The sequence below is a fragment of the Streptomyces sp. LZ34 genome (assembly GCF_053890475.1).
In genome coordinates, this window is record NZ_CM132680.1 from 5,868,078 (window position 1) to 5,883,082 (window position 15,005).

12 protein-coding genes are annotated in these 15,005 nt (G+C 70.1%); 1 reads left to right on the plus strand and 11 read right to left on the minus strand.

The genetic code is table 11. The annotated features are described in order from the left end of the window. Positions 1-43: 43 nt before the first annotated feature. A complete protein-coding gene (locus ACWY4P_RS23605) occupies positions 44-547 on the plus strand; it encodes a hypothetical protein (protein WP_456212526.1) in 504 nt (167 codons plus the stop codon). 75 nt (positions 548-622) lie between these two features. On the opposite strand, the gene ACWY4P_RS23610 is transcribed toward ACWY4P_RS23605, so the two are convergent. The 11 genes from ACWY4P_RS23610 to nuoE all read right to left on the minus strand — a co-directional run bounded on the left by ACWY4P_RS23610 (position 623) and on the right by nuoE (position 14,996). Further along, positions 623-1,585 carry a trypsin-like serine peptidase gene (locus ACWY4P_RS23610; protein WP_456212527.1) on the minus strand — a complete coding sequence of 321 codons (963 nt, stop codon included), beginning with the start codon at positions 1,583-1,585 and terminating at the stop codon, positions 623-625. 288 nt (positions 1,586-1,873) lie between these two features. After that, complete coding sequence (gene nuoN / locus ACWY4P_RS23615; RefSeq protein WP_456212528.1) at positions 1,874-3,526, minus strand: NADH-quinone oxidoreductase subunit NuoN; 1,653 nt, start codon at positions 3,524-3,526, stop codon at positions 1,874-1,876. Then, positions 3,523-5,172, minus strand: coding sequence for an NADH-quinone oxidoreductase subunit M (locus ACWY4P_RS23620; protein WP_456212529.1), 1,650 nt, complete (start codon positions 5,170-5,172; stop codon positions 3,523-3,525). The genes nuoN and ACWY4P_RS23620 overlap by 4 nt, the downstream gene beginning before the upstream one ends. 3 nt (positions 5,173-5,175) lie before the next feature. Continuing rightward, positions 5,176-7,071 carry an NADH-quinone oxidoreductase subunit L gene (gene nuoL, locus ACWY4P_RS23625; RefSeq protein ID WP_456212530.1) on the minus strand — a complete coding sequence of 632 codons (1,896 nt, stop codon included), beginning with the start codon at positions 7,069-7,071 and terminating at the stop codon, positions 5,176-5,178. A 15-nt stretch (positions 7,072-7,086) separates the two neighbouring features. Then, positions 7,087-7,386 carry an NADH-quinone oxidoreductase subunit NuoK gene (gene nuoK, locus ACWY4P_RS23630; protein WP_352276016.1) on the minus strand — a complete coding sequence of 100 codons (300 nt, stop codon included), beginning with the start codon at positions 7,384-7,386 and terminating at the stop codon, positions 7,087-7,089. Further along, entirely contained in the window at positions 7,383-8,333 is a 951-nt protein-coding gene (locus ACWY4P_RS23635) for an NADH-quinone oxidoreductase subunit J (RefSeq protein ID WP_456212531.1), read from the minus strand. Before ACWY4P_RS23635 ends, nuoK begins: the two co-directional genes overlap by 4 nt. After that, a complete protein-coding gene (gene nuoI / locus ACWY4P_RS23640; protein WP_456212532.1) occupies positions 8,330-8,941 on the minus strand; it encodes an NADH-quinone oxidoreductase subunit NuoI in 612 nt (203 codons plus the stop codon). Before nuoI ends, ACWY4P_RS23635 begins: the two co-directional genes overlap by 4 nt. Continuing rightward, complete coding sequence (nuoH, locus tag ACWY4P_RS23645; protein WP_456212533.1) at positions 8,934-10,304, minus strand: NADH-quinone oxidoreductase subunit NuoH; 1,371 nt, start codon at positions 10,302-10,304, stop codon at positions 8,934-8,936. The genes nuoI and nuoH overlap by 8 nt, the downstream gene beginning before the upstream one ends. Continuing rightward, a complete protein-coding gene (locus tag ACWY4P_RS23650) occupies positions 10,301-12,796 on the minus strand; it encodes an NADH-quinone oxidoreductase subunit G (RefSeq protein ID WP_456212534.1) in 2,496 nt (831 codons plus the stop codon). The genes nuoH and ACWY4P_RS23650 overlap by 4 nt, the downstream gene beginning before the upstream one ends. Further along, the gene (gene nuoF, locus ACWY4P_RS23655) at positions 12,793-14,175 is read right to left on the minus strand and encodes an NADH-quinone oxidoreductase subunit NuoF (RefSeq protein ID WP_456212535.1); all 1,383 of its coding nucleotides are present in this window, start codon (positions 14,173-14,175) and stop codon (positions 12,793-12,795) included. Before nuoF ends, ACWY4P_RS23650 begins: the two co-directional genes overlap by 4 nt. Next, positions 14,175-14,996, minus strand: a complete 822-nt coding sequence (gene nuoE, locus ACWY4P_RS23660) for an NADH-quinone oxidoreductase subunit NuoE (protein WP_456213031.1) — start codon at positions 14,994-14,996, stop codon at positions 14,175-14,177. Before nuoE ends, nuoF begins: the two co-directional genes overlap by 1 nt. Positions 14,997-15,005: the final 9 nt, after the last annotated feature.

The window sequence follows — 15,005 nt, forward strand, 5'->3', positions numbered from 1 at the left end:
GTTAGGTTGTCGTGTTCCTGTCCCACAACCGAGGAGTAAGCGCGTGATCAAGGCAGTGCGCATCGCCGGTGCGGTGGCCGCGGCCGCCCTGCTGATGACCGGATGCGGCAGCGACAGCGACGACGGCGGCGACAAGCCGGAGGCCTCGAAGAAGACCCCGGCGGCCGACCAGTCGAGCGCCCCGGCGGAGGGGGGCGCGGGCGGCAAGGTGTCGGGCGCCTATGTGTCGAAGTCCGGCGGCGAGGCGATGATCCTGTCCATCAACGGCGACAAGGCGGGCCTGGTCGCGGGCAAGCACACCTGCTCCGGTGAATACACCGACACGGGCGCCGCCAACAAGATGCTGATGCTCGACTGCGCCGACGGCAACACCGACCGCACCATGGGCTCGGTGAAGGCGAGCGCGGACGGCAAGACCCTCACGGTCGACTGGGACGCCGTCGACCCCGACACCTTCACCAAGGTGACCACGCCCGCCGACATCCCCACCGACTTCCCGACGGACATCCCCGGCCTGGAGAGCGTGGGCGGCGTCACCGGCGGCTGAGCCGCGTCGCCGGACGCCCCGGCCGCGCACCCCACGAGCCCCCCGGCCTCCGGCCGGGGGGCCGCGCGGCCCTCATCAGGTGACGATGCCCTGAAGGTCGTACATCGTCTTGACAGCGTCATCGAAGTACGGGCTCTGGTTGAAGCCGTTCGAGGTGATCGTGCTGGTCACCCCGTCGGCGAAACCGAGGCCAGTGGTGTCGTCGAAGCTCCACAGCCAGGGCCCGCCGCTCGCTCCGGGCCCGAAGTTGCACCCGATCTCGATACGGCCGTCGAGCGCGTTGAACAACCGCGTGGTACCCGCGCACCACTGCTGGATCTCGCCGTCGTCCACGTTGCCGGGGTAGCCGAACACGGTCACCGGCACCGTGGACGAGAAGTTCCAGGCCAGACCGTGGCCGCCGGTGACGTCGACGACCTTGTTGCCGTCGAGCGGCCAGGTGGTCACCATCGCCACGTCCCGGCCCAGGTCGCTGCTGTTGATCCAGGCGTCGAAGGTGCGGAACTGCTTGGCGGCGAAGCTGCCGAAGGGGCTGACCCCGGAGCGGTAGCGGGGCGCATAGGTCCAGTTGGTCATCCAGGTGCCGCCGCTTCCCTCGTGCACGCAGTGCCCGGCGGTGAGCAGCATCTGCTTGGAGGCGCTGTTGAGGGCACTTGCCGAGCACGCGTAGTCGAGTCCGTCGCTGGGGTCGGTGAAGAACACCTTGCCCACCGCGGCGGATTCGGTGATCAGCGGCGACACCGTACCCGCAGGGCCCCGGGCGGGCATGGTCGTCCCCGGTTCTCCGGTGGGCTTGGCCACACCGGCGGTGTCGGCCTTTGCCTTGATGGCCCGGTCGAGCGGGATGGCCTTCTTCATCCGCTCGGGGGTCCAGTAGTCGGCCAATGTCTTCGCGGCGGTCGGCGAGTCGATCAGACGTCCGTCGGCGAGCCGCGGGGTGGGACTGGCGGTGGTTTGGGCCCCGTCCCGGACGGCCGAGCCGGACTCGGCCGCGGCGGGGCCGGCTCCGGCCAAGGCCAGGATGGCGGCCGTGACCAAGCACAGCAGGACCTTGAGTCGCTGAGCGCTCCGTATGTGAGAACCGGAATCACTCGCATCCGCGGTGGAGTTGCGCGCCAATTTTTGACGCATGGCTGACCTCCGTTGACACCAGTGGTTTCCCCCACTTCCTGGAACGCTAGGCGATGGAGCGGGCGAGGGCCCGGCGCTGTTGAACCATTCGGGTGGCGGCGGACCCACCCGGCATACGGCGAACGCGTCCCGGAAACGCCGCCGCCCGGCACCCTTCGACGGGTACCGGGCGGCGGTCGGAACCAGCCTGGGCGCTCAGCGCACGAAGACCCCCGCCTGACCGGCCAGGTCGAGGAAGTACTGCGGGGCGACGCCGAGCACGATCGTCACCGCGACGCCGATCGCGATCGCCGCCGAGGTCAGCGGGGACGGCACCGCCACCGACGGGCCCTCGGTCCGCGGCTCGCTGAAGAACATCAGCACGATCACCCGGATGTAGAAGAACGCCGCGATCGCCGAGGAGATCACACCGACCACCACCAGCGGTCCCGCGCCCCCGTCGGCCGCCGCCTTGAAGACCGCGAACTTCCCCGCGAAACCACTTGTCAGAGGGATTCCGGCGAAGGCCAGCAGGAAGACCGCGAAGACCGCGGCCACCAGGGGCGAACGGCGGCCGAGCCCGGCCCACTTGGACAGATGGGTGGCCTCGCCGCCCGCGTCGCGGACCAGGGTGACCACGGAGAACGCGCCGAGGGTCACAAAGGAGTACGCGGCGAGATAGAAGAGGACCGAGGAGATGCCGTCGGGCGTCGTGGCGATGACACCGGCCAGGATGAAGCCGGCGTGGGCGATCGAGGAGTAGGCCAGCAGCCGCTTCACATCGGTCTGGGTGACCGCGACGATCGCGCCGCCCAGCATGGTGACGATCGCGACGCCCCACATCACCGGCCGCCAGTCCCAGCGCAGCCCCGGCAGCACGACGTACAGCAGACGCAGCAGCGCGCCGAACGCCGCGACCTTGGTCGCCGCCGCCATGAAGCCGGTCACCGGGGTCGGGGCGCCCTGGTAGACGTCCGGCGTCCACATGTGGAAGGGAACGGCACCGATCTTGAACAGCAGGCCCATCAGCACCATCGCGCCGCCGATGAGCAGCAGCGCGTCATTGCCCATGGTCCCGGCGAGCGCCGGGGTGACCTCGCGGACCTGACCGTCGACGACATCGGCGATGCCCCCGTAGGTGACGGTGCCCGCGTAGCCGTACAACAGCGCGATCCCGAAGAGCAGGAAGGCGGAGGAGAAGGCGCCGAGCAGGAAGTACTTGACGGCGGCCTCCTGCGAGAGCATGCGGTGGCGCCGGGCGAGCGCGCACAGCACATACAGCGGGAGCGAGAAGACCTCCAGCGCCACGAAGAGGGTCAGCAGGTCGTTGGCGGCGGGGAAGACGAGCATGCCGCCCACCGCGAAGAGGACCAGCGGAAAGACCTCGGTGGTGGTGAAGCCCGCCTTGACGGCGGCCTTTTCGGCCTCGCCGCCCGGCACGGCGGCCGCCTGCGCCGCGAAGGAGTCGACGCGATTGCCGTGTGCCGCCGGGTCGAGCCGCCGCTCGGCGAAGGTGAAGACCGCGACCAGCGAGACAAGGAGGATCGTGCCCTGCAGGAAGAGCGCGGGTCCGTCGACCGCGATGGCGCCCATGGCCGCGATGCGCGCCTTGCTCGTGCCGTAGTCCCCGGCCGCCAGGCCCAGGACGGCGGCGAAGGCCGCGGCCAGGGCGACCACGGAGACGAAGAGCTGGGCGGCGTAGCGGTGGCGGCGCGGCAGCAGGGCCTCGATCAGCACCCCGACGATCGCGGCGCCGAGGACGATCAGCGTGGGCGCCAGCTGGCCGTACTCGATGTCCGGCGCGGGGATCTTGTCAGGCGACACCGCCGCTGTCGTCCACAGGCTGTGGACAGTGGCCGCGTGGCTCACTTGGCACCTCCGGAAGCACGGTCGTGCATCGGGCTGTAGCTGAACCAGCCCGCGTCAGTGACGGGGTGATCGGGCTTGGGATCCTTCTTGTCCACCACGGACAGCGTGTGATCGACCGCCGGGTTGACGATGTCGGTCAGCGGCTTCGGGTAGACGCCGAGGAAGATCAGCAGCGCGATCAGCGGCACCACCACCACCAGCTCGCGCACCCTGAGATCGGGCATGTCCCGCACCTCGGCCTTCACCGGACCGGTCATGGTGCGCTGGTACAGCACCAGGACGTACAGCGCGGCCAGCACGATGCCGACGGTCGCGATGATGCCGAGCGCCGGATAGCGGCTGAACGTGCCGACCAGGACGAGGAATTCGCTGATGAAGGGTGCCAGACCGGGCAGCGACAGGGTGGCCAGACCGCCGATCAGGAAGGTACCGGCGAGCACCGGGGCGACCTTCTGCACTCCGCCGTAGTCGGCGATGAGCCGCGACCCGCGGCGCGTGATCAGGAATCCGGCCACCAGCATCAGCGCGGCGGTCGAGATGCCGTGGTTGACCATGTAGAGGGTGGCTCCGCCCTGGCCCTGCGTCGTCATGGCGAAGATGCCGAGGACGATGAAGCCGAAGTGGGAGATCGAGGCGTACGCGATCAGCCGCTTGATGTCCCGCTGGCCGACCGCGAGCAGCGCCCCATAGATGATGCTGACGAGGGCGAGGACGAGGATCACCGGCGTGGCCCACTTGCTGGCCTCCGGGAAGAGCTGGAGGCAGAAGCGGAGCATCGCGAAGGTGCCGACCTTGTCGACCACGGCGGTGATCAGCACGGCGACGGGGGAGGTGGCCTCCCCCATCGCGTTGGGCAGCCAGGTGTGCAGCGGCCACAGCGGCGCCTTCACGGCGAAGGCGAAGAAGAAGCCGAGGAACAGCAGCCGCTCGGTGCTGGTCGCGAAGTCGAGGGTGCCGGCGGCCCGCGCGTCGGTGATCTGCTGCAGCGAGAAGGTGCCGGCGCCCAGGTCGTCCGCGGTGACCACATACAGGCCGACCACCGCGGCCAGCATGATCAGGCCGCCCGCCAGGTTGTAGAGCAGGAACTTGACGGCGGCGTACGACCGCTGGGTGGCCGTCTCCTCCTCGGACCGCCCTCCGGCCCGGTCCCCGAAGCCGCCGATGAGGAAGTACATCGGGATCAGCATGGCTTCGAAGAAGATGTAGAAGAGGAAGACGTCGGTGGCCTCGAAGGAGATCACCACCATCGCCTCGACCATCAGGATCAGCGCGAAGAAGCCCTGGGTGGGCCGCCAGCGGCGATTCGGGCTGGGCTCTTCCAGTGGGTCGGCGTCATGCCACCCGGCCAGGATGATGAAGGGGATGAGGACCGCGGTCAGCGCGATCAGGGCGACCGCGATGCCGTCCACACCCAGCTCGTACCGCACGCCGAAGTCCTTGATCCAGGCGTGCGACTCGGTGAGCTGGAAGTGGGCGCCGTCCGGGTCGAAGCGCACCAGCACGATCGCCGCCAGGACGAGCGTGACCAGCGAGAAGCCCAGCGCCACCCACTTGGCGGCGGAGCGCTTGGCGGCGGGCACGGCGGCGGTGGCGATCGCGCCGAGCGCGGGCACCGCGGCCGTGACCGTCAGCAGGGGAAATGACATGACTCAGACCGCCCTCATCAGCAGGGTCGCGGCGATGAGGACCGCCGTACCGCCGAACATCGAGACCGCGTACGTGCGGGCGTAGCCGTTCTGGAGCTTCCGCAGCCGCCCGGAGAGGCCGCCGACCGCGGCCGCGGTGCCGTTGACCACGCCGTCGACCAGCTTGTGGTCCACGTAGACCAGGCCGCGGGTGAGGTACTCGCCGGGCTTGACGAGGGCGACGTGGTTGAAGTCGTCCTGAAGCAGGTCCCGCCGGGCGGCCCGGGTGAGCAGGCTGCCGCGCGGGGCTGTGCGCGGGACGGGCCGGCGCCCGTACTGCGCCCAGGCGAGCCCGACGCCGATCAGCAGGACGACCATGGTCCCGGCGGTGACGGTGGCGGCGCTGAGCGGGGAGTCCCCGTGGCTGTGGCTGGTGACGGGCTCCAGCCACTTCAGGAACGCGTCGTTGAGGCTGAACAGCGCGCCCGCGAACACCGATCCGAAGGCCAGCACGATCATCGGGATGGTCATGGACCTCGGCGACTCGTGGGGGTGCGGCTCGTTGCCCTGCTCATCGGGCGCCCAGCGCTTCTCGCCGAAGAAGGTCAGCAGCATCACGCGGGTCATGTAGTACGCGGTGATGGCGGCGCCGAGCAGCGCCACGCCGCCCAGGATCCAGCCCTCCGTGCCGCCCTTGGCGAAGGCCGCCTCGATGATCTTGTCCTTGGACCAGAAGCCGGAAAGACCCGGGAAGCCGATGATCGCGAGATAGCCGAGCCCGAAGGTCACGAAGGTGACCGGCATGTACTTGCGCAGGCCGCCGTACTTGCGCATGTCGACCTCGTCGTTCATGCCGTGCATGACCGAACCGGCGCCGAGGAAGAGCCCCGCCTTGAAGAAGCCGTGGGTGACCAGGTGCATGATCGCGAAGACATAGCCGATGGGGCCGAGCCCGGCGGCCAGGATCATGTACCCGATCTGCGACATGGTCGAGCCCGCCAAGGCCTTCTTGATGTCGTCCTTCGCGCAACCGACGATCGCACCGAAGAGCAGCGTCACCGCGCCCACCGTGACCACCGCGGTCTGCGCGTCCGGCGCGTTGTTGAAGATCGCGCCCGAGCGGGTGATCAGATAGACGCCCGCGGTCACCATGGTGGCCGCGTGGATCAGGGCGGAGACCGGGGTCGGGCCCTCCATGGCGTCCCCGAGCCAGGACTGGAGCGGCACCTGGGCCGACTTTCCGCAGGCGGCCAGCAGCAGCATCAGCCCGATGGCGGTGAGCTTGCCCTCGCCCGCGTCGGTGGCGCTGGAGAGCACCGGGGCGAAGGCGAAGGTCCCGAAGGTCGTGAACATCAGCATGATGGCGATCGACAGGCCGACGTCGCCGACCCGGTTGACGATGAACGCCTTCTTCGCCGCCGTGGCCGCGCTGGGCTTGTGCTGCCAGAAACCGATCAGCAGATACGAGGCGAGGCCGACGCCCTCCCACCCCACGTACAGCAGCAGGTAGTTGTCGGCGAGGACGAGCAGCAGCATCGCCGCGAGGAAGAGGTTGAGATAGCCGAAGAAGCGGCGGCGGCGCTCGTCGTGCTCCATATAGCCGATCGAGTAGATGTGGATCAGGCTGCCCACACCCGTGATCAGAAGCACGAAGGTCATCGACAACTGGTCGAGCTGGAAGGCGACGTCCGCGCGGAAGCCGCCGACCGGGATCCAGCTGAACAGGTGGCTGTGCAGGGCCCGGTCGTGCTCGTCCCGGCCGAGCATGTCGGCGAAGAGCACCGCCCCGATCACGAAGGAGGCGACCGCGAGCGCGGTGCCCAGCAAATGGCCCTTGCCGTCCAGCCGCCGTCCTCCGCACAGCAGCAGGGCCGCGCCGAGCAGCGGGGCCGCGACAAGCAATCCGATGAGGTTCTCCACGTGAACGCGACCCTTCTAGAGCTTCATCAGGCTGGCGTCGTCGACCGAGGCCGAATGGCGGGAGCGGAACACCGACACGATGATCGCGAGACCGACCACGACTTCGGCGGCCGCGACGACCATCGTGAAGAAGGCGATGATCTGGCCGTCGAGATTGCCGTGCATCCGGGAGAAGGTGACGAACGCCAGGTTGCAGGCGTTCAGCATCAGCTCGACGCACATGAAGAGGACGATCGCGTTCCGCCGGATCAGCACCCCGGCCGCGCCGATGGTGAACAACAGGGCGGCCAGGTAGAGGTAGTTGACCGGGTTCACTTGGCGACCCCCTTCGAGTCCTCCGGATGCTCGGCGCCGTTCGCGCCGGTGGCATTCGCGTCCGCGCCGCTCGCGCTGTCGTGACGGTCGGCGCCCTCGGCGCCCTTCCCGCCACCGGGGCGCCCCGTGCCCTTGGCACCCTTGGCGTCCCGCCCCAGCCAGCGCGCCGAGCGCTGCTCCAGGGCGGCCAGTTGGGCCAGCGCCTTCCCGGAGACGTCCCGGATCTGGCCGCGGCCGCGCAGCGTCGCGTTGACCGAGAGCTCGGCGGGCGTGCCGTCGGGCAGCAGACCGGGGATGTCCACCGCGTTGTGCCGGGCGTAGACACCGGGCGCGGGCAGCGGCGGCACCTGCGTGCCGGTGCGCACCCGCCGCTCGGCCTGCTCGCGCTGGCTGAGCGCGCGCTCGGTGCGCTCGCGGTGGGTCAGCACCATCGCGCCGACCGCCGCGGTGATCAGCAGCGCGCCGGTGATCTCGAAGGCGAAGACGTACTTGGTGAAGATCAGGGTGGCCAGGCCCTCCACATTGCCGCCGGAGTTGGCCTGGCCCAGACCGTTGAAGCTCTTCAACGAGGCATTGCCGATCCCGGCGCACAGCAGGATGCCGAACCCGAGCCCGCACAGGGCGGCGAGCCAGCGCTGCCCCTTCAGCGTCTCTTTCAGGGAGTCGGCGGCGGTGACGCCGACCAGCATGACGACGAAGAGGAAGAGCATCATGATCGCGCCGGTGTAGACGACGATCTGAACGACGCCCAGGAAGTACGCGCCGTTGGCCAGGTAGAAGACCGCCAGGACGATCATGGTGCCCGCCAGGCACAGGGCGCTGTGCACGGCCTTGCGCATCAGGATCGTGCCCAGGGCACCGAGCACGGCCACGGTGGCCAGGATCCAGAACTGCACGGCCTCGCCGGTGGAGGTGGTGGAAGCGGCGGCGGCCAGCATGCTGCTCATGCCCCTCCCTCCCGCCCAGCCTTGGCGTCCTCAGCGGCCGCGGCCTCGTCGGACGCGGTCTCGCCCTCGCTGACCGCCACCTGGCGCACCGTCCCGGGCGCGGCCTCGGTCACCAGACCGCGGTAGTAGTCCTGCTCGTCCATGCCGGGGTAGATGGCATGCGGGGAGTCGACCATGTTCTCCTCCAGCCCCGCGAGCAGCTCCTCCTTGGTGTAGATGAGCGATTCGCGGGTCCGGTCGGCGAGCTCGTACTCATTGGTCATGGTCAGCGCCCGGGTCGGGCACGCCTCGACACACAGGCCGCACAGAATGCAGCGCAGATAGTTGATCTGGTACACGCGGCCGTAGCGCTCGCCCGGGGAGTAGCGCTCCTCGTCCGTGTTGTCCGCGCCTTCCACATAGATCGCGTCCGCCGGACAGGCCCAGGCGCACAGCTCGCAGCCGACGCACTTCTCCAGCCCGTCCGGGTGGCGGTTGAGCTGGTGGCGTCCGTGGAATCGGGGCGCGGTCGGCTTCTTCTCCTCGGGGTACTGCTCGGTGAGCCGCTTCTTGAACATGGCCTTGAAGGTCACGCCGAAGCCGGCCACCGGGTTCTGGAAGTCAGACACCGTCGGCCTCCTTTCCGTCACTGACAGTGTCGGGCCCGCCACTGACAATCAGTTCACGGTCGTGTCGCGGGCGTCGGCGCGGTACGGGCGGCGGGGTCTGGCCGGGCAGCGGCGGCACCGGGAAGCCGCCCGCCATCGGGTCGAAGGCGGGCTCCGGGCCCTCCTCGGCCTCCGCCTCCGCCGTGGCCTGTGAAGCCTCCCTGTCGCGGAAGATGTCGACGACGAACGACAGCAGCAGAAGGACGAGGACCGCGCCGCCGACGTACAGCACGATGTCCTGGTAGTCGTAGTTCTCGTTGCGCAGCGCCCGCACGGTCGCGACCAGCATCAGCCAGACCATCGAGACCGGGATGAGCACCTTCCAGCCCAGCTTCATGAACTGGTCGTAGCGCACCCGCGGCAGCGTGCCGCGGATCCAGACGAAGGCGAACAGCAGCGAGAGGACCTTGCCGACGAACCAGAGCATCGGCCACCAGCCGTGGTTGGCCCCCGGCCAGAAGGTGCTGATCGGCCATGGCGCCCGCCAGCCGCCCAGGAAGAGGGTGACCGCGACCATCGAGACGGTGACCATGTTGATGTACTCGGCGAGCATGAACATCGCGAACTTGATCGACGAGTACTCGGTGTTGAAGCCGCCGACCAGGTCGCCCTCGGACTCCGGCATGTCGAAGGGCGCGCGGTTGGTCTCACCGACCATCGCGATGATGTAGATGATGAAGGAGACCGGCAGCAGCAGCGCGTACCAGCGGTCGTGCTGGGAGTTGACGATCTCGGAGGTCGACATCGACCCGGAGTAGAGGAAGACCGCCGCGAAGGACATGCCCATCGCGATCTCGTAGCTGATCATCTGGGCGCAGGAGCGCAAGCCCCCGAGGAGCGGATACGTGGAACCGGACGACCAGCCCGCCAGCACGATGCCGTAGATCCCCACCGAGGCGGTGGCCAGGATGTAGAGGATCGCGATCGGCAGGTCGGTCAGCTGCATCGTGGTGCGGTGCCCGAAGATCGAGATCTCGTTACCGGCCGGGCCGAAGGGGATGACCGCGACCGCCATGAAGGCGGGGATGGCCGCGACGATCGGCGCCAGGACGTAGACGACCTTGTCCGCGCGCTTGACGACGATGTCTTCCTTCAGCATCAGCTTCACGCCGTCGGCCAGGGACTGCAGCATGCCCCAGGGGCCGTGCCGGTTCGGGCCGATGCGCAGCTGCATCCAGCCGACGACCTTGCGCTCCATGACGATGGAGATCAGCACGGTCACCATCAGGAAGGCGAAGCAGAAGACCGCCTTGATCACGACCAGCCACCACGGGTCGCGGCCGAACATCGACAGGTCTTCTGCGGCGAGGTAGCTCAGGCTCATGAGGTCACCTCCGGTTCGGTCACAAGAGCGCCGATCTTGACCAGTTCACCGGGGCCCACGCCCAGGTCGCGGTACGCGCCGCCGCCCGTGGAGTTCAGCGGCAGCCAGACCACCCGGTCGGGCATCGCCGTCACCGCCAGGGGCAGCTGGACCGACCCGGCCGGGCCGGTGACCCGTACGGTCTCCCCGTCGCGCACCCCCGCCTCCGCCGCGGTCGACTCCGACAGCCGGGCCACCGCCGCATGGCGGGTCGCGGCGAGCGCCGCGTCGCCCTCCTGTAGCCGGCCCTGGTCCAGCAGCAGCCGGTGGCCCGCGAGCAGCGCCTCGCCCTCGCCGGGGCGGGGCAGCGGCCCGCCGGTCTCCATCGGCCCGATGCCGTGGGAGCCGCGCCAGGTGCCCAGCCGCGTCAACTCGGCGCGTACGGCCGAGGTGTCCGGCAGGTCGAGCGGCACATCCATCACGTCGGCCAGCATGTGCAGCACCCGGGCGTCCGGAAGGACGTGGCGGCGGGTCATCTGGTCGGGCTTGATGGCCGCCTCGAACAGCCGGGCCCGCCCCTCCCAGTTGAGGAAGGTGCCCGTCTTCTCGACGACCGCCGCGACCGGCAGCACCACGTCCGCGTGCGCCGTGACCTCGGTGGGCCGCTGCTCCAGGCTGACCAGGAAGCCGACCGCCTCCAGGGCCTCGAGGGCCCGCGCCGGGTCGGGCAGATCGGCGACCTCGACGCCCGCGACCAGCAGCGCGCCGAGCCCGCCGTCGGCCGCGGCCTCGACGATCCGGCTCGTGTCCCGGCCCGCCTGACCGGGCAGTTCGGCGACGCCCCAGACCTCGGCGGTCTCCTCACGGGCCCGCGGGTCGGTGACCGGGCGGCCGCCGGGCAGCAGGCCGGGGAGCGCACCCGCCTCGACGGCGCCCCGCTCCCCCGCCCGGCGCGGGATCCAGGCCAGTGTGGCGCCGGTGGCGGCGGCGGCCCGTACGGCGGCGGTCAGCGCGCCCGGCACGGCCGCGAGCCGCTCGCCGGCGACGATCACCGCGCCCTCGGCGCGCAGCGCCTCGGCCGCCCGCTCCCCCTCCGCGTCCAGGCCGGTGCGGCCCGCGAGCGCGTCCAGCCACTCGGTCTCGGTGCCGGGGGCCGCGGGCAGCAGCGTGCCGCCCGCCTTCGTCAGGCCCCGGGTGGCGTGGGTGGCCAGCGAGAAGGTGCGCTGGCCGTGCTTGCGGTGGGCCTTGCGCAGCCGCAGGAAGACGCCGGGCGCCTCCTCCTCCGACTCGAAGCCGACCAGGAGGACGGCCGGGGCCTTCTCCAGCGCGGCGTACGTCAGCCCGCCGCCGTCCAGGTCACGGCCCCGGCCCGCCACCTGGGTGGCCAGGAAGTCGGCCTCCTCGGCGCTGTGCGCCCGGGCCCGGAAGTCGATGTCGTTGGTGTCCAGGGCGACCCGCGCGAACTTCGCGTACGCGTAGGCGTCCTCGACGGTGAGCCGGCCGCCGGTCAGCACGCCCGCGCGGCCACGGGCCGCGGCCAGGCCGGTAGCCGCCGCCTCCAGCGCCTCGGGCCAGCTCGCAGGCGTGAACTCGCCCGTCTCCCGGTCGCGCACCAGCGGGGTGGTGAGCCGGTCGGGGAGCTGCGCGTAGCGGAAGCCGAAGCGCCCCTTGTCGCAGATCCACTCCTCGTTGACCTCGGGGTCGTCCGCCGCGAGCCGCCGCATGACCTTGCCGCGCCGGTGGTCGGTGCGGGTCGCGCAGCCGCTCGAGCAGTGCTCGCACACGCTCGGCGAGGAGACCAGGTCGAAGGGGCGGGAGCGGAAGCGGTAGGCGGCCGACGTCAGCGCGCCCACCGGGCAGATCTGGATGGTGTTGCCGGAGAAGTACGACTCGAACGGATCGCCCTCGCCCGTGCCCACCTGCTGGAGGGCGCCGCGCTCCAGCAGCTCGATCATCGGGTCGCCCGCGATCTGGTTGGAGAACCGGGTGCAGCGCGCGCACAGCACGCACCGCTCGCGGTCCAGCAGCACCTGCGCGGAGATCGGCACCGGCTTTTCGAAGGTGCGCTTGTGGCCCTCGAAGCGGCTGTCGGCCTGCCCGGCGGACATGGCCTGGTTCTGGAGCGGGCACTCGCCGCCCTTGTCGCAGACCGGGCAGTCCAGCGGGTGGTTGATCAGCAGCAGCTCCATCACGCCGCGCTGCGCCTTCTCGGCCACGGGCGAGGTGAGCTGGGTCCTGACCACCATCCCGTCGGTGCAGGTGATCGTGCAGGAGGCCATCGGCTTGCGCTGGCCCTCGACCTCGACGATGCACTGGCGACAGGCGCCGGCCGGGTCGAGGAGCGGATGGTCGCAGAAGCGGGGGATCTCGATACCGAGCAGCTCGGCCGCGCGGATCACCAAGGTCCCCTTGGGGACGGAGATCTCGATTCCGTCGATGGTGACGGAGACCAGGTCTTCGCGCGGCACCGCCGCCTCTCCGCCTCCGGAGGGTGCATTGGTGGTCACGGTCATGCGGTCACCCCCAGGTGAGTGGAGCTCGGGTCGTCGGCCCAGACGGTGGACTTGGCGGGGTCGAAGGGGCACCCGCCACCGGTGATGTGCTGCTCGTACTCCTCCTTGAAGTACTTGAGGGAGGAGTAGATGGGGCTGGCGGCGCCGTCGCCGAGCGCGCAGAAGGACTTGCCGTTGATGTTGTCGGCGATGTCGGCCAGCTTGGCGAGGTCCTCCATGCGGCCCTTGCCCGCCTCGATGTCGCGCAACAGCTGCACCAGCCAGTACGTGCCCTCGCGGCAGGGTGTGCACTTGCCGCAGGACTCATGCGCGTAGAACTCGGTCCAGCGGGTCACCGCGCGCACCACACAGGTCGTCTCGTCGAAGCACTGGAGCGCCTTGGTGCCGAGCATCGACCCGGCCGCGCCCACGCCCTCGTAGTCGAGGGGGACGTCCAGGTGCTCCTCGGTGAGCAGCGGCGTCGAGGAGCCGCCCGGCGTCCAGAACTTCAGCCGGTGGCCGGACCGGATGCCGCCGCTCATGTCCAGCAGCTGCCGCAGGGTGATGCCCAGCGGGCCCTCGTACTGGCCGGGGTTGGCGACATGCCCGGACAGCGAGTAGAGCGTGAAGCCCGGGGACTTCTCGCTGCCCATCGACCGGAACCATTCCTTGCCCTTGGTGAGGATGGCGGGAACCGACGCGATGGACTCGACGTTATTGACGACAGTGGGGCACGCGTACAGACCCGCGACCGCCGGGAAGGGGGGCCGGAGCCGGGGCTGGCCGCGCCGCCCTTCCAAGGAGTCCAGCAGCGCGGTCTCTTCACCGCAGATGTACGCGCCGGCGCCCGCGTGCACGGTGATCTCAAGATCGGGCAGATCCGCCAGCCCCAGCTTCTGCCTGCGCGCGTCGGCCTTGCCGAGGTAGCCCGCCTCGTACGCCTCGCGTACGGCCTCGTGCAACCGGCGCAGCACGGGCACGACTTCGCCGCGCAGATAGATGAAGGCGTGCTGGGAGCGGATGGCGTGACAGGCGATGATCATGCCCTCGATGAGGGCGTGCGGATTGGCGAAGAGGAGGGGGATGTCCTTGCAGGTGCCGGGTTCGGACTCGTCCGCGTTGACGACGAGGTAGTGCGGCTTGCCGTCGCCCTGCGGGATGAACTGCCACTTCATCCCGGTGGGGAAGCCCGCGCCGCCGCGGCCGCGCAACCCCGAGTCCTTCACCAGCGCGATCACGTCATCGGGCGCCATGGCGAGGGCCCTGCGCATGCCCTCGTACCCCTCGTGGCGCAGATACGTGTCCATGGTCCAGGACTTGGGCTCGTCCCAGAACGACGACAGCACGGGTGCCAGCAGCTTCTCGGGGCTGCTCTCGCCCCGCTCGACGGTCACGGTCATCACTCCCCCTCCTCTGTGACCGGGCCGGACGGGTGGTGCGGGTCGGAGGCCGAGGTCCGCTGTGGCGCGTCATGGGAGCTCGGGTGCGCGGACGCCTGCTCGCCCGTCTGCTCGTCCACCGGGTGGTTCGCGGACCTGGGCGATACGACCCGGCCGGGTGCCGCCTCGCCCTTGGCCAGCCGCAGCCCGACCAGCGAGGCCGGGCCGGCGCTGCCGCCTGCCTCGACCGCGCCCGGGCGCGCGTCGGGGAAGCCGGCGAGGATGCGCGCGGTGTCCTTGAAGGTGCACAGCGGCGCGCCGCGGGTCGGCTCGACGGTGCGGCCCGCCCGCAGGTCGTCGACCATCCGCTGGGCGGACTCCACGGTCTGGTTGTCGAAGAACTCCCAGTTGACCATCACCACGGGCGCGAAGTCGCAGGCCGCGTTGCACTCGATGTGCTCAAGGGTGATCTTGCCGTCCTCGGTGGTCTCTCCGTTGCCCACGCCCAGATGGCGCTGAAGGGCCTCGAAGATCGCGTCGCCGCCCATCACCGCGCACAGGGTGTTGGTGCACACCCCCACCTGGTAGTCGCCGGAGGGCCCCCGCCGGTACATGGTGTAGAAGGTGGCGACCGCGGTGACCTCGGCCGTGGTCAGTCCCAGCATCTCGGCGCAGAACCGGACCCCGGTGCGGGTGACATGGCCCTCCTCCGACTGCACCAGGTGCAGCAGCGGCAGCAGCGCGCTACGGCTGTCGGGGTAGCGGGCGATCACCTCCTCGGCATCCGCCTCGAGCCGCGCCCTGACCTCGGCCGGGTAGTCGGGGGCGGGAAGCTGCGGCATTCCCAGCTG